The organism is Acinetobacter sp. SwsAc5, assembly GCF_013391485.1.
Classification (GTDB): domain Bacteria; phylum Pseudomonadota; class Gammaproteobacteria; order Pseudomonadales; family Moraxellaceae; genus Acinetobacter; species Acinetobacter towneri.
On record NZ_JACAXD010000006.1, the window covers coordinates 16,148 to 36,042 of the forward strand.

Annotated in this window: 26 protein-coding genes; 1 reads left to right on the plus strand and 25 read right to left on the minus strand. The window is 38.2% G+C overall.

Annotation, left to right across the window (positions count from 1 at the left end):
* Nucleotides 1-63: 63 nt before the first annotated feature.
* From HYG89_RS04650 to HYG89_RS04660, 3 genes are all read right to left on the minus strand, one after another.
* Entirely contained in the window at nt 64-852 is a 789-nt protein-coding gene (locus tag HYG89_RS04650; protein ID WP_178866247.1) for a hypothetical protein, read from the minus strand.
* A gap of 868 nt (nt 853-1,720) precedes the next feature.
* On the minus strand, nt 1,721-2,029 hold the full coding sequence (locus HYG89_RS04655) for a hypothetical protein (protein ID WP_178866249.1): 309 nt from the start codon (nt 2,027-2,029) through the stop codon (nt 1,721-1,723).
* Nucleotides 2,030-2,172: 143 nt separating this feature from the next.
* The gene (locus HYG89_RS04660; RefSeq protein ID WP_178866251.1) at nt 2,173-2,790 is read right to left on the minus strand and encodes a hypothetical protein; all 618 of its coding nucleotides are present in this window, start codon (nt 2,788-2,790) and stop codon (nt 2,173-2,175) included.
* Between the two features lie 501 nt (nt 2,791-3,291).
* Between HYG89_RS04660 and HYG89_RS04665 the strand changes: the two genes are divergently transcribed.
* Nucleotides 3,292-3,567 (plus strand): hypothetical protein, encoded by a 276-nt coding sequence (locus HYG89_RS04665; protein WP_178866253.1) that lies wholly within the window; start codon nt 3,292-3,294, stop codon nt 3,565-3,567.
* A gap of 141 nt (nt 3,568-3,708) precedes the next feature.
* On the opposite strand, the gene HYG89_RS04670 is transcribed toward HYG89_RS04665, so the two are convergent.
* The 22 genes from HYG89_RS04670 to HYG89_RS04775 all read right to left on the minus strand — a co-directional run bounded on the left by HYG89_RS04670 (nt 3,709) and on the right by HYG89_RS04775 (nt 19,893).
* Entirely contained in the window at nt 3,709-3,846 is a 138-nt protein-coding gene (locus HYG89_RS04670) for a hypothetical protein (protein WP_178866255.1), read from the minus strand.
* A gap of 111 nt (nt 3,847-3,957) precedes the next feature.
* Nucleotides 3,958-5,340, minus strand: a complete 1,383-nt coding sequence (locus HYG89_RS04675; RefSeq protein WP_178866257.1) for a hypothetical protein — start codon at nt 5,338-5,340, stop codon at nt 3,958-3,960.
* Nucleotides 5,341-5,527: 187 nt separating this feature from the next.
* On the minus strand, nt 5,528-6,091 hold the full coding sequence (locus HYG89_RS04680; RefSeq protein ID WP_178866259.1) for a hypothetical protein: 564 nt from the start codon (nt 6,089-6,091) through the stop codon (nt 5,528-5,530).
* A gap of 14 nt (nt 6,092-6,105) precedes the next feature.
* Nucleotides 6,106-6,516 carry a hypothetical protein gene (locus tag HYG89_RS04685; RefSeq protein WP_178866261.1) on the minus strand — a complete coding sequence of 137 codons (411 nt, stop codon included), beginning with the start codon at nt 6,514-6,516 and terminating at the stop codon, nt 6,106-6,108.
* Between the two features lie 91 nt (nt 6,517-6,607).
* Nucleotides 6,608-6,931 carry a hypothetical protein gene (locus HYG89_RS04690; RefSeq protein ID WP_178866263.1) on the minus strand — a complete coding sequence of 108 codons (324 nt, stop codon included), beginning with the start codon at nt 6,929-6,931 and terminating at the stop codon, nt 6,608-6,610.
* A 328-nt stretch (nt 6,932-7,259) separates the two neighbouring features.
* On the minus strand, nt 7,260-8,054 hold the full coding sequence (locus HYG89_RS04695) for a hypothetical protein (protein WP_178866266.1): 795 nt from the start codon (nt 8,052-8,054) through the stop codon (nt 7,260-7,262).
* 356 nt (nt 8,055-8,410) lie between these two features.
* Nucleotides 8,411-9,043, minus strand: coding sequence for a hypothetical protein (locus HYG89_RS04700; RefSeq protein WP_178866267.1), 633 nt, complete (start codon nt 9,041-9,043; stop codon nt 8,411-8,413).
* Between the two features lie 32 nt (nt 9,044-9,075).
* Complete coding sequence (locus tag HYG89_RS04705) at nt 9,076-9,387, minus strand: hypothetical protein (RefSeq protein ID WP_178866268.1); 312 nt, start codon at nt 9,385-9,387, stop codon at nt 9,076-9,078.
* Nucleotides 9,388-9,751: 364 nt separating this feature from the next.
* Nucleotides 9,752-10,585 carry a hypothetical protein gene (locus tag HYG89_RS04710; protein WP_178866269.1) on the minus strand — a complete coding sequence of 278 codons (834 nt, stop codon included), beginning with the start codon at nt 10,583-10,585 and terminating at the stop codon, nt 9,752-9,754.
* Nucleotides 10,586-10,594: 9 nt separating this feature from the next.
* Nucleotides 10,595-11,035 (minus strand): hypothetical protein, encoded by a 441-nt coding sequence (locus HYG89_RS04715; RefSeq protein ID WP_178866270.1) that lies wholly within the window; start codon nt 11,033-11,035, stop codon nt 10,595-10,597.
* A gap of 377 nt (nt 11,036-11,412) precedes the next feature.
* On the minus strand, nt 11,413-11,901 hold the full coding sequence (locus tag HYG89_RS04720) for a hypothetical protein (protein WP_178866271.1): 489 nt from the start codon (nt 11,899-11,901) through the stop codon (nt 11,413-11,415).
* Nucleotides 11,902-12,030: 129 nt separating this feature from the next.
* Nucleotides 12,031-12,834, minus strand: a complete 804-nt coding sequence (locus tag HYG89_RS04725; protein ID WP_178866272.1) for a single-stranded DNA-binding protein — start codon at nt 12,832-12,834, stop codon at nt 12,031-12,033.
* A gap of 137 nt (nt 12,835-12,971) precedes the next feature.
* The gene (locus tag HYG89_RS04730) at nt 12,972-13,400 is read right to left on the minus strand and encodes a hypothetical protein (protein ID WP_178866273.1); all 429 of its coding nucleotides are present in this window, start codon (nt 13,398-13,400) and stop codon (nt 12,972-12,974) included.
* Between the two features lie 448 nt (nt 13,401-13,848).
* On the minus strand, nt 13,849-14,073 hold the full coding sequence (locus tag HYG89_RS04735; RefSeq protein WP_178866274.1) for an Arc family DNA-binding protein: 225 nt from the start codon (nt 14,071-14,073) through the stop codon (nt 13,849-13,851).
* Between the two features lie 82 nt (nt 14,074-14,155).
* Nucleotides 14,156-14,767: a hypothetical protein gene (locus HYG89_RS04740; RefSeq protein ID WP_178866276.1), complete on the minus strand. Its 612-nt coding sequence runs from the start codon at nt 14,765-14,767 to the stop codon at nt 14,156-14,158.
* A gap of 11 nt (nt 14,768-14,778) precedes the next feature.
* A complete protein-coding gene (locus tag HYG89_RS04745; RefSeq protein ID WP_178866278.1) occupies nt 14,779-15,495 on the minus strand; it encodes a hypothetical protein in 717 nt (238 codons plus the stop codon).
* A gap of 208 nt (nt 15,496-15,703) precedes the next feature.
* Nucleotides 15,704-16,501 carry a hypothetical protein gene (locus HYG89_RS04750; protein ID WP_178866280.1) on the minus strand — a complete coding sequence of 266 codons (798 nt, stop codon included), beginning with the start codon at nt 16,499-16,501 and terminating at the stop codon, nt 15,704-15,706.
* Nucleotides 16,502-16,826: 325 nt separating this feature from the next.
* Nucleotides 16,827-17,390: a hypothetical protein gene (locus tag HYG89_RS04755; protein ID WP_178866282.1), complete on the minus strand. Its 564-nt coding sequence runs from the start codon at nt 17,388-17,390 to the stop codon at nt 16,827-16,829.
* Nucleotides 17,391-17,403: 13 nt separating this feature from the next.
* The gene (locus HYG89_RS04760) at nt 17,404-17,622 is read right to left on the minus strand and encodes a hypothetical protein (protein WP_178866284.1); all 219 of its coding nucleotides are present in this window, start codon (nt 17,620-17,622) and stop codon (nt 17,404-17,406) included.
* Nucleotides 17,623-18,028: 406 nt separating this feature from the next.
* Nucleotides 18,029-18,577 (minus strand): hypothetical protein, encoded by a 549-nt coding sequence (locus HYG89_RS04765; protein WP_178866286.1) that lies wholly within the window; start codon nt 18,575-18,577, stop codon nt 18,029-18,031.
* Nucleotides 18,578-18,798: 221 nt separating this feature from the next.
* A complete protein-coding gene (locus HYG89_RS04770; protein ID WP_178866288.1) occupies nt 18,799-19,323 on the minus strand; it encodes a hypothetical protein in 525 nt (174 codons plus the stop codon).
* A gap of 21 nt (nt 19,324-19,344) precedes the next feature.
* On the minus strand, nt 19,345-19,893 hold the full coding sequence (locus HYG89_RS04775) for a hypothetical protein (protein ID WP_178866289.1): 549 nt from the start codon (nt 19,891-19,893) through the stop codon (nt 19,345-19,347).
* Nucleotides 19,894-19,895: the final 2 nt, after the last annotated feature.

Consider the following 19,895-nt stretch of genomic DNA (forward strand, 5'->3'; position numbering starts at 1 on the left):
AGAATACTAATTCTTATTCGCTAGATCGGTGGCTAAAGTAAGTAACTTTAGCCACGCATAAAGTTATGAGCTAGTTACCTCATCAGTATTTTCATCTTCTTCACTTTCTTCCTCAATCTCGTATCCGAAAAGCTCTAAATACAGGTTGTATTTATCATCATCTTCGCAATCACGTTCTTCAACAAGCTCACCGTTTTCGTAATTCAGGACATACCAAAAAAAGTGTCCTTCTTCGGCAATTTTTACGGTCATGGTGAGATTGAACTTTTCAGCAAAAGCATCAATGACCGATCGTGGACTACTCCATGCGGTATCGAAAATCACTCCATCTTCAACACGGATGGAACTCGAACAGTTAAATCGTGTTCCCCATATTGCCATACGAGTTGAATACCAGTTGGTAAAGCCATGATTGTCAGCAAGTGTTGTTATGGCTTTACCTGACTCATACAGTGCATCAAGGGTAGGAGGTAAAGCGTAGTGACCTGAATAACGATTGTTTGTTGTTTCAATAACATTGCCATTTTGATCGTACATGGTGAGGATTTCACGCATATCATTCAGGACAGTTTTGTAATCTGATGATCCATAAACGGCCGGATCATAACGATTCAGGTTAATACGGCTCAGGGGGCTAGTCGCTCGGTCGGTAAGGAAATAGGCGAGACTCGCCGCACTATGAGGTGCATTGATAATTTTTAATTCAGGTGGTTCAGGAATAATGGTATTGAAGTCGAAGTAATTTGGATCATCAATTTTAGGATCGTCAGCCGGTGTTGTTACAGCTTCCAATACTTCTGCAAGGTTTGGGCAATTAGATACTTCAATTTTATGAATGACGATATTAGCCATGGTAAAACTCCATCTGTTGATGACATATATTTTACGGCATATACCACACATAATAAATATTAAATTACATATCCTAACAATTTGAATATGTGTGCTTTTCAATAATAAATAATCGATAAATTAGATAATAAAATAATAATCCGAATATTAATAAAAAATGCTTCCATCTTTTGCCACGGCGAAGCATCACCGGTAGCGTAAGCACAGGTGTCCGCAGCGCAAGCGCAGGCGAGTAGATGTTGTCTGTGTCAGCAGACTACCCGAAAGCGTAAGCGTGGCGCGATTTTTATTTCCGCGCGGAAACAAGCATAGATTAAAAAAAACCGCCGTGTGGCGGTTAAGTGGATCATCCTTGCCGGTCTTAAATATTAAACGACAAATAGGTATTGAACCCAATGATAATCAGGTAAAGATAGACTGCAATGAAGAAGTTCACGGGGTTTAGGTATTTACCCAAACTCTTGAGCGACTTTTGCAAGCTCAAATCAATGGAAACAATAAGACGGATTCGGATATTTGCTTTAGGTTTAGTCTGCTTCATGGGTTAATTCTTCCAAGTTGGATTTATCAACACGACCATTAACGCTTAATAGTTATTGCAGTAGATAATTATCCCGATAAGTCTAGTCCTTACAAAAAAATGAGATCAGCAAAGGTTTATAGGTGAATGGTGAATTCTGTTTACTGCATATCATGTTTTGAATTATAGCCACTAGACGGAAAGGAAGATATTTGTCTTTTTTAATGGCGTTTTCATAATCAATAAATTTTATATATACCACTTTCCTTTAATGATAAATTTTAAAATTAGCCGACCTGAAAACTTTCATGTAAGGAAAGTTTTAGGGTCGGAACACGGGGGATCGGCTTACCAACCTGTCGGGTTATCACGCCACTTAGCTTCGGTATTTCTGAACTGATGTTTTACCTGTTCTACCGATTCTCGGAATTCCGTGCGGTCGTGAGGGTTGAAACCCATGCTTGTGTAGTAACCTGTATGGGAAAGGCGCATGTCTATCAAGTTGCCGTCTAAACGAATCATTACTGATCGCCCGTCCTCTACATCTTTGTGGATTTCTTTTTCAGAGATTTCGTACCAATCACCTGACTTGAGGTATTCATCTTTAATGGCTTGGAAGATATCTTTAGTAGTCACTATATTAGATTGGTTAGACATATTATTTACTCCATTTGCTGATGTGGTAATTATAACATATACCACAAATAAACAGGGATAAATACAACAAATAACGACAATATTTGTCGTAATTAGGCATAAAAAAGCCCAACTTAATGTCGGGCTAGGCCTCTGATCCTGTATTACAGGTCGTTGTTTTTATTCTGTTCATACTGTTTTCTGAACAGTTCTATCTGAATATCTAGGATGGCATTATCTAAACGGCTGTTCAGAATCGCATGAGTTAAAAAAGCAACAGAGAATACCAAGGTCAGTATGACGCATAGAATCATGGATGGTTCACTCATAAAGCTCACTAATGAAACTTCTTTCATTCCATGCTTTATCAGAAAATCAGCCAAGCACACTACTGATGCGATCAGACAGCTATGAGCAACAATATTTAGGTTAGCATGGCGTAATCTTGTATTAACGATGAACATGGTAGATTTGCACTCCTGATATTCAGGAGATTGTGCTAACAGTTTCAAATTACGTTTTTGACCAACTGATGCAGTTAAGTTCATTAATCCGAAAGTGAGAATAAGGCCCAAAGGTGGGAGATTCATTAAATAGTAAAAATAATCTTCTTGGGGAATGGTTTTTAACTGCAAAGCTAAAACAGTAAATAATACGAAAGCACCCATTGAGAAGCCAAATAGCATCCAAAGGGCAAACTTCATGTACTTCACTAACGGTTTGAAGATTGCGTTATTTCTTTTTATTCGGTCGGTAATGTCCATTTGAATATCGTGTGACATGGGTATAACCACTCGTTATAAATAATATTTTATTTATTATATCAGAACTATTATTAATAAAATAATGCTTTTATATTTCCAAAATAGAATAGGTTAAGGTATTAGCTTGATAGCCAATTATCGGATTTTGCGAAATCCGTCTCTGACGGCAAATGAGTCCTGAGTAAGCAGGGCGTACGGAGTGTAAACGTAGTAATGATCCGCGTGTGCGGATCATTTGGCGCGTAAGCAAAAGGGGGGCTTTGCTCTAATCGTTATAACGCCGTCTTGTTTGATCTGTAGTCTTTCAGACAGTGGAAGGGGTTCTAAGTATCTAAATATATATAAAAAAAAGCAGCTCCATGAGACTAGAGCTGCTTATTAAAACTGAGGGATTAATCAAGATTGGAGACTCTGCTCAGATTCTTGATACTTTTTATTATCTTTTATAATTTTAAAAAAGTAAATATTTCTGTATTATTTATTATTAGATAATAAAATCAATTATGAGATATTTCCGAAATGAATGCAGATGTTGAAACCAAAAGGACAGTCATAATTCGCTTTGTAAGAAATACAGTGTACCGAGCATTGGGCATTGTTACGTTTATTGCATTGTGCATTACATTCTATCTGCAAAGCTCTACTGCCTATGCGCATGGGCCTTTAACGGCATTATTGACCATGATCGGGGCATGGGTCGTCCTATTTATCTGTGAATATAACGTATTTCTTCTGAAAAATTTCAGCGCTGAAATTATTGAGCATCTATATCGCCATATAGAGTCCTATTTATAAGGAGTCTACGGCGCATCTGTTATTACATCTTTACTTTGTAGATAGCTGCATCATCGACATCCTCTGATATCAATTTAAATTTATCGACTTCCGATTTTTTTAGCTTTAGGAAGGTCGGACAACTTGATCATGAACACGGGCTTAAAGTTGGTTCACTAAATCTGTCGATTCAAGATTCTCCCGCTTCTTTGCAGCTTCATCAATGAGCTGATAAATCAAATTGGATTCATCTTTGGTGATTTTGCCATCTTCTTTCGCATGGCGAATATATGCACCCACTTTAGGTTGAAATATACCTATAAGTTGATGACAGCACCGATCGCGGCAGAAAAGATCATGCCGCTGACAATGGCGAAAAATGATAGATGCTTTACCATCATTTTTTCCCTTTTACGCTACGCGATCGATATGCTTTTTTGCTGTTGTTCTCAGTTCATCAAATACGCTTGGCTGACCCGCTAAAGCTTCATTTACCATGGTATCGAACTGAGCCTTATTCAAAGGTACGACATTGCCATTCTTGTACCCACGGCACATGCCTTGGTCAAAAGCCGCTGCTTTCTTGTATCGGCATGAGCAGATAAAGATAAATTGCGCACCAGTAGTTTGAGCTGCAAAAACACGATACTTTTGTTTTTTCTCCATCAGGACGGGAACAACCTCAAAAGTCTTAGCACTGGCCGGAACCACGCTACGCCATAAATGGCTAATGTCGTTAACATCCATTTTGGAGATATCGTATACAAAGGACTTAACCTCATCTTTCAGGATCAAGCCATTAGCTTTCAGCTCATTGATATGGGCTTCGGTATCAATACCAGTCAGGTACAGAAGTTTGTTGTAATCGCTTTTGCTTAAAGAATCTAAGTTACGGCAGCCTTTATTTTTGAACTGCTTTAAACGTAACTGGATACCTTCATCAAATGATGGCCATAAGTATTCCATGGCAACTAGCCCAAGTGATAATTCCCGCTGATGATCTATATCTGCCAGTGCACTTTCACTAACAAAATTATTGATTAGATATCCATATTGGAAATAGGGCGTATTGGTTGATTTGTGCCAATGCGGGTTATAGATGTTGAGGTCATTTTGGGTATGCCGCGCCATAATTTCCGGATCAACAAATGTCTGTGTATATACCACTGGTTCGACCACTGTTTCAATTTCAGCGTTTGGTTCCCAAACAGACGATTGCAATAGAGATCGCATTGGTTTGGAGATCATAGAATATGTGAACTGCTGATGCTTCATTTCAGTATTCAGGTTCTCAAGCGTTAACTTGAAGCGTTCTGCTGCGCCGTCTGTGGATTCGGTCGGAGTATGATGCTCGATTTTTACATCAGGATAGACTTGGTGCTGACGCGCCACGGCAGAGAACTTACGACTTTTTGAAGTTGAATAATCATACTGAATCCCGTTATTGGTCAACCATGACAGAAAAGACGGCGCTAATACATTCTCAAGACGATGATCAATGATTAGTACATCCGGTTTACCAGTCACAGGATGTTCAGGGCAGGCAGGGTTTTCATGTTTATAGGCCCAAAAATCCATAAGGAATTTTTCAAGGCAGATTGATTCGCCTACACGGGCATACTGGCGATAGTGAATAGGAAGTTGCTCGTATGATACGCCCACGATCAGTAAAGGTTGCATATTGAAGCTTTCAACGCCGTAGAGCATATCTTGTGAACGTACGATACCGAATTCTTCACTTTCAAAGACCCGCTTACTGAGCTGAACAGTTAAGTGCTGCGCACGAATTGACATGGTGAACCTCATATTTGTTGATAGATTTAAATAAGCCATGGCTTATTTGTTATTAAAATATACCACAAACATAGATGTTAAACTGATAATTTGATTAATTAATTGTTATTATAAGTAATTAAATAGAATAAAAAAAGCACCGCAGGGGTGTCTTTGGAATAGTGATCTATAAATTAGAGATAGCGGCTTAAAATACAAACTTCAAGGCTACAGCTACAATGATAAATGGTGTAATAAAAAACGCTGCATTGAGAACTCTAAGTGTCTTTCTATCAAGATAAACAGAATACCCGTCTACATCTTCTTTATTGCCTGTCACGCGGGTATTACTGATTGTTTGCGATCTTGTATAACCTGTATAACCAATGCTGATTAAAGATATTAGCGCTAAAAATGTCACTAAAAACCGATTTGTGTCTGTTACTGGAAATAGCTCAAATTTATGAACAGACAGGGTAATGACGATGCACAACATGAGCAGACTGGCAATAAAAGCGCCAATATCCATTTTGATCAATTTCGCTTTTGCTACCCGTGTTGCTACCAGTGCGTATAAATGTTTACTGAATAGAGTCAGGTTTAACAGGTAAATTATCAGGTAATCTAAGTTTGAACTCCCCATGCCTATGTAATAGACGATGGCTTTGGTAGTCAGAAGAATGATCAGTAAAACTACATTTAAAGCAATAAGATATGTGAAGCCTGCAATATAGCTATTTGGCTTGTTCACAAAGCTCATTAGTTTTTCCATGGTAGGCTGCCTGCTTATTGCTCTTGTAATAGTGTAGTGCGGGAATAGTGGCGTTCTTCTGCTTCTGCATCCGGATACTTGCTGTTTACTTCTGCTATCACTTCATTTGGAATGAATGGACGAAGTTGATTGTATTCAGCATTGGTGATCACGTTGTCTTTTGAAGCGAATTCCACCAGTTTAATGAAATTAAGCCCTGCTGGTGACTGAGTGGCCGTCATCAATGCCACACTTATAATCTGCCCACGGCGCTGTGAGATCGGTTGGTCATTGAGTTCTACAGCGCTTTTATACATCTGCACGGTACTTAGTACGGATACCGCTGTAATCACGCCAAAAATGAGCGCTGCGACCTTTTTCTTCTTATAGATTAGAAAGCCTGTCAGCAAAGCGAAAAAGCCAATGGTTATATATAGAGTAATCATAGCGCCGTAGCCTGTTTATGGTAGGGATATTAAAAACCACCTGAAAAGCAGACAGGACTCTGATTAGTCAAAGTCCTGCCTGCTTACTGAATTAGATATTTGCATATTCACTGATACGCAACTTGATACGGTTGCGGCTCAGTCGGAATGCACGACCTGTATGATAGATTTGACCACAGCAATCAAACTCATGCTCACAACGCACAGTATGAGCTTGGCCTAAATTACTAAGGAAAATGCGAACAGCGGTTTTATCCTGATCGTTCAACTTAACTTTACCGATGTAAGTACGGCAATTTAGCTCGTAACTACAGTCATGGCTAACCTTGTTGCGAACTTCACGCAAAACAATTTGTTTACCCTGATGGGTAAGTTTCACTGTTTTAGGTTTTGGAAACTTTGATGCTGATTTCATAATTATTACTCCGATTTATTTGATTTAATTATAACCATATACCACAAAAAAGAAAAGTAAAAGTATGTAAAAATATGGTTTTTTAAATTACATTAGCTAGACAAGAGCATTCATTAGATTTATGGCTGAAAAAAATCGAGTCCTTTATCTCTGATTACCGGCGAAGCCCCACTGGTTGCGTAAGCACCGGTGGCCCGTGCGTGAGCTAAGGGGTGGGGTAGAAGCCATTTGCGCAAGCAACATGGCCGAGAGCGTCAGCGGAGCGATTTTTTTTATATATTTGATAAAAAAAAGCAGAACGAATTCTGCTTTTTTGTTGATTTATATTTTAACTAGGGCGAATTGGATTTTCTTCAACAGTTTCTTCTACTGATTCATCTTCACATTCTGAATAGTCGTAACCTTTAAGATCAAGACATAGTTCAGCATGATCGGCTTCATCATTATCACGGCTTTCAACCAATTCACCTTTAACATATTCACGTACAAACCAAAAACAATGACCTTCATCAAATGCTTTTACTGTCATATCGAGTTTAAACATTTTCGCCCATTTATCGATAATACATTCAGGGCTTGACCAAGCACTATCAAAACGCACCTCATTATCGGAAGCCAAGAAACTATCATAAGTATTCCATTTGGTATCCCAAAACTTACAGTGGAAGTCATACCAATTAGATACGCCGTATTCATTCGTTAGTTTTACGATCGCTTCGCCTGATTTATACAAATCATCAAGCGTTTTCGGCAAACTAAGGTCAAAAAAAGGATTTGGCTCTAATTTTTCGGTGCTGTTTCCATCTGCATCATATTTGGCAAGCTCTGTATGTAGCTTTTCCATGACTTCATTAGCACCCATTTGCACATGCGGTTTACTTTGATATTTGTAGTATTCCACAATATCAAAGTCTTTTTGCCCCCGATCAGTCAGATAATAAGCCAAGCTGATTTCGGCATGTGCATTGCTGATTAAATCAAGTTCAACAGGTTCAGGGACGATTTTTGATAAATCAAAATGAGAAGTGGTTTCCCCATTTTCATTTGTACCATGCATGAACGCTAGTGCTTCTGCAAAATTTGGGGAATGCACTAAAATTGACGTAGTAACGTGGTTAGGCATATTAGTAACTCTACTTGTTGATGAATTAATAATATAACCAAAAAAAGAACAGAATTAAATAAAGTAAAGACGCTTTGCGACATAGCTTGACGTTCTTGATTTTAAAGGTTTTTTTGTTGAAAAGTGGACTAAATAAAACGCAAAATCACAGCTGAAAAAAATGACAACAACTATTTGAATACAGGCGAAGCCACATAGATTGCGCGAGCGATCTATGGTCCCTGCGTAAGCAAAGGGTGGGGTAAATGCCATTTGCGCAAGCAACATGGCCGAGAGCGTCAGCGGAGCTGATTTGATAAAAAAATAGCCATTTTGACTATTTTTTTATATTTAGATCATTGATTTAAAGCCGGTGCTTAACTATTCAAAATTGTTTCAACATCAAGCTTTATAATTTTTTTAGACAACGCATTTTCAAAAATTGCATGGTTAGGATTTTCTAGTGTGATTTTTTTTAAATCAAAATCATCATTATAAATATCTAGCTCTAACCCTAAAATTTTATTATCGTCCATCAAGTCATAACCAACATGAGCAAGATAAAAATCAGTACGGATTTTGTCATCAAAATAACCAACTGTTGAACCATGATCACGTTCATGTAGCTCCGTCTCAGGAGATTCTATTCTTACTAAACTCCATCCAAAATCTGATATAGAATCCCCATCATCTAAAACATTTTTTACGTCTTGCCAAAGATTTGAATCCTTGAAGTCAAGTAAAAAAGATTTTGAAGTTATATGTGAGTTTAGATCGTCTAAGTTTGCAATCTTTAAAATTTCAAAATCCGACCAATTGCGAAATTGGGTAGGGTCTATATTGAAGTGTTGAACGGAAATATTTAATCCTCCATCTTCACTGTCCATAGCAGTCAAATAGGCAAGTGATTTGACACCATCTGTATATTGGATGATAACCAAATAAGCCTGATTGCTTCTCCAACAGAAATCATCATAATTTTGAAAAAAATTGGCTAGTAATGCGCTCACAATAAACCTCTTATATTTAATTTTTCTTGTAGTTATAGGCTTAGGTATAAGCCTGTTTTACTTTCAAAAGAATTAACTAAACCATCTGCATAGATGTTTTCTGTTGTTTCAACGATTTTATAATTTTCACCGTGTATATAACCGATTTCCATATCGTATAAATCACTGTAATTTAGAGTGACTTTGCAATAATTTGCTTTAATTTTTCCATTATTCGGGAAACGGAAACTCAAAGAATTACCGTCAGCCATAAAATTTCGAGCACCAATCATTAAGGATAGGCGTTGAGTTCCACCCATTTGATTTACTGTGGTTTGTGCAACTGATAAAGGACTTGTTGACATAATTTTAAACTCCGTTTGCTGATAAATCTAATTATAAACATATACCACAAATAAAACAGTTAAGTTATGTAATATTTTGTTTTTGCTTTTAAAAATATCTATCTGATATTGGAATTTCAGTCGGTGGTACGGATGCTCAAAAATTCGCGCATCCTTTTTTTTGAATACAGGCGAAGCCCCACCGGTGGCGTAAGCACTGGTGGCCGCCGCGCAAGCAAAGGGGAGTGGATAGCCAATGTGTGAGCATTGGCCCGTAGCGTTAGCGCAGCGCGTGTTTTGATGTGCAGGCTAGTCTATGGGGCTAATAGACATAAAAAGGCCCATAGCGCGAAGCTATGAGCCTTTGGGGGAATCTAAACGATTTTTAGATTCTATAGGTGAATTCTGAATGCTTACTTAGCTCCACGTACTTTGGTAGCTCAATTTCTTCAAGACTAACCACTTTTTTAAAATCATCCTTAACCGATTTATAGGTTTCTGTGGTCAAGGCTTTGTTGATTTGGTTCAGAAGCTTTTGATCGGTCAGATCACTCAGATCATCACTCAAAAGTAAGCCTTTTTTTCCTGATTTGAACTCTGCTATGAAATAGCGCTCCTTATCCAATTCACATAAATCATCTTCGACAACGACCACATTGTTGAGTTGCTTCATGGTTTCTATCTCGGTCATACTCGAAAAAATAGGATTTTTAAATCTGATAGTTACTTTTGGATATTTAGGATTAGACAGATTTAAAGCACGATTATTTTCAAAAGTTTTAACCAATTCTTTAGGAACAAAAACTAAAGAGACATAACTTCGTTTTATATTGAAAAAATTGATGAATTCTTTAGTTTGAGGCCGATTACTCCGAAGGCATTGGTTCGTAATACATATATCTTCCATAAAGAAAGGGATATATTTACGGGGGCTAAAATAGTTAGTCTGCAAAAAACGCAATATCACTTTGGTCATTCGTGCATAACCATAACTGCAAGCGTAATTTAATGCCGTGTTCTTCTCAAAACTGGTGGTTGGGAAAAATAGACTTTTGGTGTCCAACCCCTTTATTTTTTCACATCCTTTTAGCTCAATTTTAAAATATTTTGCTGACTTATGCTGAATTAAACTACCCACTAAATTCAAAAAAAGAGCAGGGCTTGAATTCAGGTTCAGAGTTTGTAATTGTCCTTCCGGACCAGTGAAAGCAACTAACATAGATATCTCCTAACCTTGCATGTGGTAAATACGGTTTTCAGAAAGGCGCTCGAACAGCTTGTGAATCAGCAGTTGTTCGGCATTTTTTGAAATCATCATGTTTTCAGTTAAGAAATCCTCTACCTCCATTGTCGTCATGCCTTCAACAAGATCAGAATCATCATTCAAAGTGATTTCAACAATCTTATTGTTATGGTAGGTCATGAACAAAATTTGGTAAGTGTTGTCTGCGTACTTGGTACGAATTAAGAACTGAATTAAGAACCGAAGATCAAATTCTTCATAGGATTTATATTGAACTGTAAAACCAATTACATAATCCTGACCACAAGGGGACTCAGTAGCATTCATCACCTCAAAACTGTCATTCAGCATATTCTTATAAAGAAATTGAGGGTCTTGAAGAAGATTGCTTAATGTTTGCATTGCAATTAAAGGCGGGTTAGACATCACTGAAACTCTAATTTGTTGATATGATATAAATATAACATATACCACAAATCAGACTGTAATATTAAGTAAGTTATTGTTATAAAATGCTTTTAAGAAATAACTTATAGATCAAATGATAGAGGTCGGGTTGTTGATGCAGCTGAAATTTGGCCATCCATATCCGAATACCGGCGAAGCTCCATGATCTGCGTTAGCGGATTATGGCCATGCGTGAGCACAGGGGATGTGAAAAATGCCGTAGCGTAAGCCCACGGCACGTAGCGTCAGCGCAGCGCGGTTTTGGCGCTACATGATTTTGGTAATGACAGGCAAAAAAAACCCCTGTAATAGAGGGGCTACAGGGGCAGCATTAGTATAAAAATTAATCTATTTATTTAGCAATATGATTCCGACAGAATGATTTGCTTAGATAGAGGTTTGGCATTTGGGTATAAGCACAGCATGACATCATTCATAGCACATAACCCAAAAGCAAAATCTTGTCGGTCTTGCGGCAGTACCGCCACCAGTAGGCCCGTGCCGATACCAGTTTCAACCACCCCTTGTTCACTTTCAGTCAGACACAGATATTCAGGATCAGGGCAGGCCAATTGATTAATGATCACGCCTTTTTCTAAACCTTCATGAGTACCAAAAACAGTTTTGACCAGTTTTTTGAAGCCTTCACATGCCAGTAGTCGGTCAGCAATGTCGTGATTTTCTTGATCTTCCGCATAACCGAGCATCAGGATTGGTTCACCATTGATAGTGATGCCTAGACTATGACCTTTTTTAAATTCCTCAGAAGGGCGGTAACGACCCGCGCAGATTGGTGACTCTGTTAATAGATCGAAAGCAATTTCAGGGTTATTTTGTACGATCATTTTTCTATTCCTTCTTATTCAATGTAAAAAAAACGGCACTTCAATCGGAGAAAAGAGTGCCGAAATTAAGAACCGCAGCCATTTTCGGAGGTATCAGCAACAGAGCAGGCTGCGGTAAGCTGTGGGCCTTTAGGCCATATCGCTTGGTGCATTCTGACGGTTGTTATAACCGCCTTGGCTTTGGTTATTCGAGCGATTGTTATAACCGCCTTGACCTTGGTTGTTTTGGCGATTGTTATAACCGCCATTTTGCGGTTGGTTGTTATAACCGCCTTGGCCTTGGCCTTGGCCTTGACCTTGGTTGTTTTGGCGATTGTTGTAACCACCATTTTGCGGTTGGTTGTTATAACCGCCTTGGCCTTGGTTGTTTTGGCGATTGTTGTAACCACCATTTTGCGGTTGGTTGTTATAACCGCCTTGATTTTGGTTATTCGAGCGATTGTTATAACCGCCATTTTGCGGTTGGTTGTTATAACCGCCTTGGTTTTGTGGAGCCTGATTATTACGGTTGCGGTTATCAAAGCCACCATTGCCTTTAATGTTTTGGTAGCTACCTTGGCTATGGCCTTGTTGGTGAGCACCTTGATAATTCTGCTGTTCAGCGCCTTGAATCTGACCAACATCACCTTTAATGATGCTGAATCGGTCAACGATAATTTCAGGGGTGAAGCGTGTTTGTTGATACTGGTCAACCCATTGACGGTATTCCAGTGAGCCACTGACACAAATTGCATCACCGCGTTTTAACAGTGAAACGATGTCGGCAGCATTGTTATAAAAAATAAGTGTATGCCACTGGGTTTTTTTGTTATCGCCAGTGCCGCTATTTGTAGCGATTTTAAGAGTTGCTTTGCGGCCACCATCAGGAAACTGATGAATTTCTACATCCTGACCAACATTGCCTAATAGATTAACGCTGTTCATTGTTTGCATGGCGGGTTCTCCTAAAAGTATGCAAATCACCTATTTAATAAAGCTTTACTATTGTTTACCTTATGTCTTACATTATAACCATATACCACATTTAAGCATAGTAAATAGCTGTAATTAAGTGTTAAGTCTTGTAATAATTACCACTCAAGAACACGTACCTGATCTCGGTACTCCTTAATCAGAGTCTTGAGGATTTCAAGGTTTTTAGACTGGTCTATCAGGCCTTCAAGGTCGGTATAGCTGATTTTTGATTCAGCTAAATCTAAGGTTTTATAAATAGGGGTATTGTCTTTGATGCGGAAATTACGGACTTGCTCATCGACTTCATCATAAAAGCCATAGTTATATGCTGAAAACTGGATTTTATGATCCATCAAGATAGTTTCTTCATCATCTATAACTGCAAATTCTCGATTAGGCAGCGTGAAGATAGCCAAGTAATCACCAGTAAAGAATGAGCTGCTTTCTTCTAGGGTAAATTCAATCCCTGCACCAGTAAAAAGTTCAATTACTTTGTCTTTATTTTCTTGCTCTATAGCTAAATCTATATCAATGTAAGTGCTCATAGTTGTAACTCTATATTGTTGATATTTCTATTATAACAGTTCAATAAGTTGAGCTGTTGTGTAGTCAGCGCTATCGCGTCAAGGAATGTCGTTTAAGTGCTTTTCAAAAAGCATCCGGACAGTGATATTCCATGAATGCAGACCCGTAAAAATTCGAGCATCTTTTATCTGAGGAACGGCGAAGCCCCACTGGTCGCGTAAGCGCCGGTGGCCGCAGCGTAAGCAAAGGGGAGTAGATATTCGCTGTGTTAGCAGCGAATCGAAGCGTAAGCGTAGCGCGGCGATAGACCATGTTATTTGCCGATCTTGCTGAACGGGTCGAGAATTTGGAAATAAAAAAACCGCTTATTGCGGTTTTTTTACTTTTGATCTGTCAATAAGTACAGCTAAACAAAATAGCTCTAAACTATGCTTTCATAAAATCAAATCTTAGAATCAACAGTTGATATTAAGGTTTTGTTGCTTCCAGTTCTGATTCCAATTGTTTAATACGGTAAAGCAGATACTTTATCACTTGGTTTTCATCATCGGTTATGCTTTTCTCTAAGATAAACTCAACATGACCATTCAATGAGCGATTATTTTTCTTCGCCATTTCTTTCAATTTATCTCTCAAGCCTGAATTTAAACGAATGTTTAATTGCTCAAAGTCTTTTGATGAATTTTTAGTCATAAGATAAGCCTAGTACACAACTGCATTGTTAGAGTTTAAAGTATTAATGTCTAGTTAATGACTTTAATTTCCACTCAAATCTTCACCCGCAATAGGCGTGGTTAGGAAACAGTTCTTTAAAATGATGGAATTGTTGGAAGTTGATTTCTTCAATGATCCCGATTGAAGCTGCCATAAAGTTTGGGGTGGTAGCGTAATGTTGGCCATCATCTTCAAGAGTTAAGTTCAAATCATCAGCAATTATTTTCAGAATTTGAAGATTCAGATTTTCCTCCGAATCAGCCAAAGTGATCACGCTTGGCGCGTTATAACTGGTTTCACCCTCATTATAAGAAATGAAAAACTTGTAGAATCTTACCCCTTTTATTTTTGCTTCCAGTGACTCAGAACAGAAAGGAACTGTGTTGGCCAAATCAAGGTAAACGCATTCACCGAAGGCATCCATGACTGAATATGATCCCGAATGATGTGAGTTATCCGGTAACTTTTTCAGTTCGGAGTTAATATCAATAATGATCGGTCTTAAAGATGGATCGACAAAATTGTATTGCATTAAGCTATCCGGCTTGCCAGTAGGGTCAGAAAATACCTCACTGGCTTCTACCTCATAGTTATCATCAACCGGATTACTGTTGATGTTGCTAACAAAAGCTCTTGTTTTAAGTACATCAGAGAATTTCAATACTGTTTTCATGAAGTGACCTCCTATACTGTCAGGTACAGTTCATAATTGCTGATCGATTCGTCCAGACTAGGGGATAGCCCCAAATCCGGAATAATGTCCTGTTCAACGCCAGTGATCTCCATTGATTCAATTTCATACTCACTATTACCGATGAATTCGCCATAACGGTTGAACAAACAGAATGGAATGAACTGATCACTGTATGTATTTTTAAAGGTAACTGTTGGGACTGCATAAGCAGGGTAAAACGGATGCAGATGTTCCTTTCCGTTTTCTTGTAAAAATTCGGCATGGCCTTCACCAATTTTATCCATCAGGAAATCATAAGCCATGTCAGCATCTTTGAATTTAACTACAGCGCCGGCAAGCACAATATCTAGTCTAAAGGCCTGAGCTGCTGTAAAACGACCATGCGTAAGAACTGGTACTTCAACTTTATCCTGTATATCTAAGCTGTCTGTTACAGATGATTCATAAGCTTCCATTACATATTTCTTAAAGTTGTCGCTTACAGTTTTGAAATCTGCTGATGCCGCGTTTGGCACTAAAAGAGCTTGATCAATTGAGACTAGATTGCCAGTGTGAACAAGGTGCTCATCTTCTGAACTTAGTAGCCAAGGTTCATCGACAATCATTTCATTTGGACGGTAGCCGGCTGTTGTATATAAGCCACAACCAAATAAAGAAAGTTTAACAGTTGAAGAATTTAAGATTGATTGTAATGCACTGATACCCATGGTCTTACTCTATTTGTTGTTGATAATATAATTATACCATATACCACATTTCAGGAAATTGGATTATGTTGAATTATGTAGCCGCAATGTAAGTATTATTATATTGCACAATACAAATTGGTGGCTGAAATAAAAGCCCCTTTAGTGAAAAGGGGCTTGAAGGGTATCAATTTTTAACTGGTACATCACTTGACAGTTTCATCAAATATTACGGTTCATAATCGTATTCTCGATCTTCTTCAAAGTCGTGCTCTGCATCGCTCTCAACTTCCTCTATACAATCCTGACAGCGCCATTCACCATATTCATCATCAAACTGGTCTTTGTGTAGAATCACACCACAACACTCACAAGTCCGAAGGCCATAATCACATTCGTAATCATGTATATCATCATTGGTGTCCTTATCATCTTCTGAGTCAATGATATACAATACTTGATTGAGAAGATTGGCCAAGAAGTTTTCATAAAGATTGGCATCTTCGATCATGTGGCTGCGCAACTTGCCAAACATTTCACTGATAGCTGTATTGGTGTTTCGCTCAAGGAAAACTGCTTGAGAGCCAACACTTTCAATACCATCATCTTGATAAAAACATTCACCACTATCGAAGCGGTCTATAAGTTCGGATACAGCCATAGCAATCTTGCAATGGTGTGAGTTTGGATTAGTGAGATTGTACGGGTAGCCATCACCGTTTTTAGACTGCTCACATAGATACTGTTCCAGTTTGGACAGGCTTGCTTCAAACTGTTCAGCAGATACATGATCAAAAAGGATACCGACCTTAAAATCATCAGGATTGGTTGATAAGTGAGCCATTAAACAAGCAACAAGGTGGTTGTAATCGGCTTCACGCGCTTTATTAGCAACCTTTAAAATTTCGTCCGATGACCATCCTGAGTCTCTTGCGCACTGGCTAAAATGTGATATTAGTGAAACTGCATTACCGTTGCAGCCTACCAAAGTACCCTGTGCAAATTTATTAGGTTCAAACAGGTTCATTGATGTAACTCCGTGTATTAATCTCTATTGTTGATGCTTATAAATATAACATATACCACATATAAATTTAGTAATTTAATGTTAAATATAGTATTGCTTTTACAATTAACCATACAAACAATGGGATATAGGTCGGGGTAAAGATACTATTCAAATAGCGACTCCTTTTATCCGAATACAGGCGAAGCCCCGCCGGTGGCGTAAGCACTGGTGGCCGCAGCGTAAGCAAAGGGGAGTAGATAGCCGATGTGTAAGCATTGGCTCGTAGCGTTAGCGGAGCGCCCATATAAAACAGCCCACAAGGGGCTGTTATTCATTTTTCGATTTAGTCGTCAGAATCATCATGGTCTGATTGGTAACTTTCACACTCTAAGCAATATGGCTTGATAGAGCCAAGCACCATGTCAGCTTCATAATTCAATTTCTGACAATAAACGCACGTATAAACTGCATGGATACATTCGTAATCATCAAAATTATTTAGTGTTTCCTGATCAGGGTTATTCTCAATATATTCCAGTACCGCCAGTATCAAGTTCGCAAGAAATGATCCGTAAATATCTGCACCTTTAAATGGGTCTTTTTCTAATTTTTGGAACAGATCGGCAATTGTTGCATCAGCATTCGACTTAATGAAGATTGCCTGCTTTCCGCAGAAATCAATGCCCTCATCTATAAAGAAAATGTTCTGTGATTGATCATACTGGTAACTTAATTCATAAGTTGCCAGTAGCAATTTCCCATGTAGGGATTTCGGATATTTTAACGTGAATGGATATGAAGCGTTGGCAGCATTTTTTTTGAGAATTTCGGTTAAACGTGCCTTATTTTCGGCAGCGGTTTCAGCAGAAATAACAGCAAAAAGTGGTTTCGTTAGCAAAGTATTCATTCGACTTCCCCAATCAATAAAAAAATTCTTGCTTAACAGTTTTATCTTTGTTTTCTGCCGTAATTAAGTATTCTGATGACGGAATACATGAAACAGATTTAGTTAGGTAAGCGTTAGTATCTGCATCGTGAAAAATTTGACTGGCCTGCATACATTCTGCTTCTGAATCACTTGGAAAAGCGTGAACACTACCTTCATTAAGAATGATGACTAAGAACCAAACATAGCTCATGATTGTTACTCCAATTACACCTTAACTAACAATTAGTTAAGTAGCTCTATTGTTGATGTAATTAATATAACATATACCACATTTTAGCATCGTAATTTTATGTAATAAAACTTAAATTTAGTTATTAAAAAAAGAAAATATTTAATTTTTTAAATGTTCAGGATGCCCTATTAATGACACCAGTACCGCTTTTAAAAAGAATCTGATATCAGCAGCTAGATCGAATAGGTTGTCAGCAATTTTTTCGAGTCCTTGTTCCTGAAAACAGGCGAAGCCCCACCGGTGGCGTAAGCGCAGGGGGCCGCAGCGTAAGCAAAGGGGAATGAATGCAATTTGCGCAAGCAACATTGCCCGAAGCGTAAGCGGAGCCGGTTTTTAAAGCAGTCCTTTCGGACTGCTCTTGGTGTTATGCACACCATTCCGCTTTGCTGTATTCAGGACTATTATAAATTGCCAATTCTTCAACTAACTTGATGAACTTATAAGCGAATGATTTTTTATAATCAGGGTGCTCACACGACTGGTAATTCAGGCAATGAACAAATTTCAGGAATTGAATGACATTCAAATCTTTCCCTCCAAGATCATCGCGCATACTGAATTTATGCACTCTTGATAAATAAAGTTCAATATCTCCATGATCATGTTTAGGATAGCGATATTGCAGACTTACAAAATTCGCATTAGCCAAAATTTTGGCAAGTAATTTGAAATTATCAAGCTGAGATAGCTCATCTTCAAAGTCTTGGATTTCTTGAATGAACTGTTTTTCAAACTCAACAACCGAGTCAGGAAAATGGACTGACTTTTTGATGTCATCAAGCCATTTAAAGAAAATTCTTTGATTGGTCTGATCAAAAACTACTGCATTGCAGACGATAGCGATATGTTTTGCTGAAACTAGAAATGCTGACATGCTTTTAACTCCATTTGCTGATAGAGTTATTATAACCATATACCACATATTTAAAAAGTAATATTATGTAAGTCTTTGTTATGCTTTTAAAATTAATGACATCAGATAATTGGGGTATTATGACTAATCATGAAAAATAAAAAAAATCCACCTCCTTTGAAAACAGTAAAAGCAATTTGCGCAAGCAACATTGCCCGAAGCGTAAGCGGAGCGCTGTCGGATCAGCTGACTCTCAGCTGATCATGACTTCAATAGGCGATTTATAAACCCTCACATATTTTGCTCTGAATTGCGCTTAAAAGCCCTTTATTTTGATTAAAGGTATCAGAACATAGGTAAAGGTCTGAAATGCGATATAGGAGGTGGTCTGTGGCTCTCTGCGATAAGTTAATCCCACCGTCCATGGTGGCATTTGTTTTATAGTTCACACAAGAATGTAAATCATCAACTAATTTCAGGTAATCCATCTTTTTAGAATCTACCGCGCCAAACGGTTCATCGATTGCGACATAAAATTCTAATGTGATTTTGCCTTGGTCATCCGGTGCTAATTCGTCCGGTATACCGTCCGGATACTGATCAGTATCATCATCACCGACATAAATACGCTCTAGGATTAAGTTAACGGGTAACTGGTAGCGATATTCGTACTCGGTATATTCAGCATCCGGATGCAAAATTTTCTTTAATCCTGTGACATCAGGAATGTATTTTTTTTCCCAATAATCTTCGTTATACATACGCATTGCATAGGCATTTGCTTGTTCACTGGTTTTGATAGCCATGTTTCTACACTCCTGCGCTGATCAATCGATCAGCGAAAAAATGCCAAGAACATTATGCGGCTGCTGCTCACGATCTAAGCCCTCTTTATAGTTGAAATCAGCCAAGCGCTTGAGGTATTCCATCATGAAAATACAAAAGTCTTGCTCGGTTTCAGTTTTAGCCATTTCATAAAAATAGTTGTAGGTAAAAACTGAAAGCGCCAGTGAAGCTTCTTGAACTGTTAGAACTTCATCACTGTAATTCATTGGATTGATTAGGCGAATCTTTTCCTGATCGGACTTGATCAGTAGGAACGGGATGCCATTGCGCGGGGTACTTTCAACGCGCATCAAAATTCGATCTTCGTTGTGCACAAGTCGTTGGATGATTCCAAAATACGCTTGAAATTTTACAAGGAAAATCGGCAAATGTTTTTCTAAAAAATCAAACTGGTGAGGACCATGATCTAAAAATAAGGCATTAAATAATTTGCCGTTAAGGTCACTATAACCATAAGTTTCATTCATTTTTTCTAATGGGATCAGGCTCATTTCAAATTGAATGGCTTGTTTTTCTGCTGCATTTGACATGG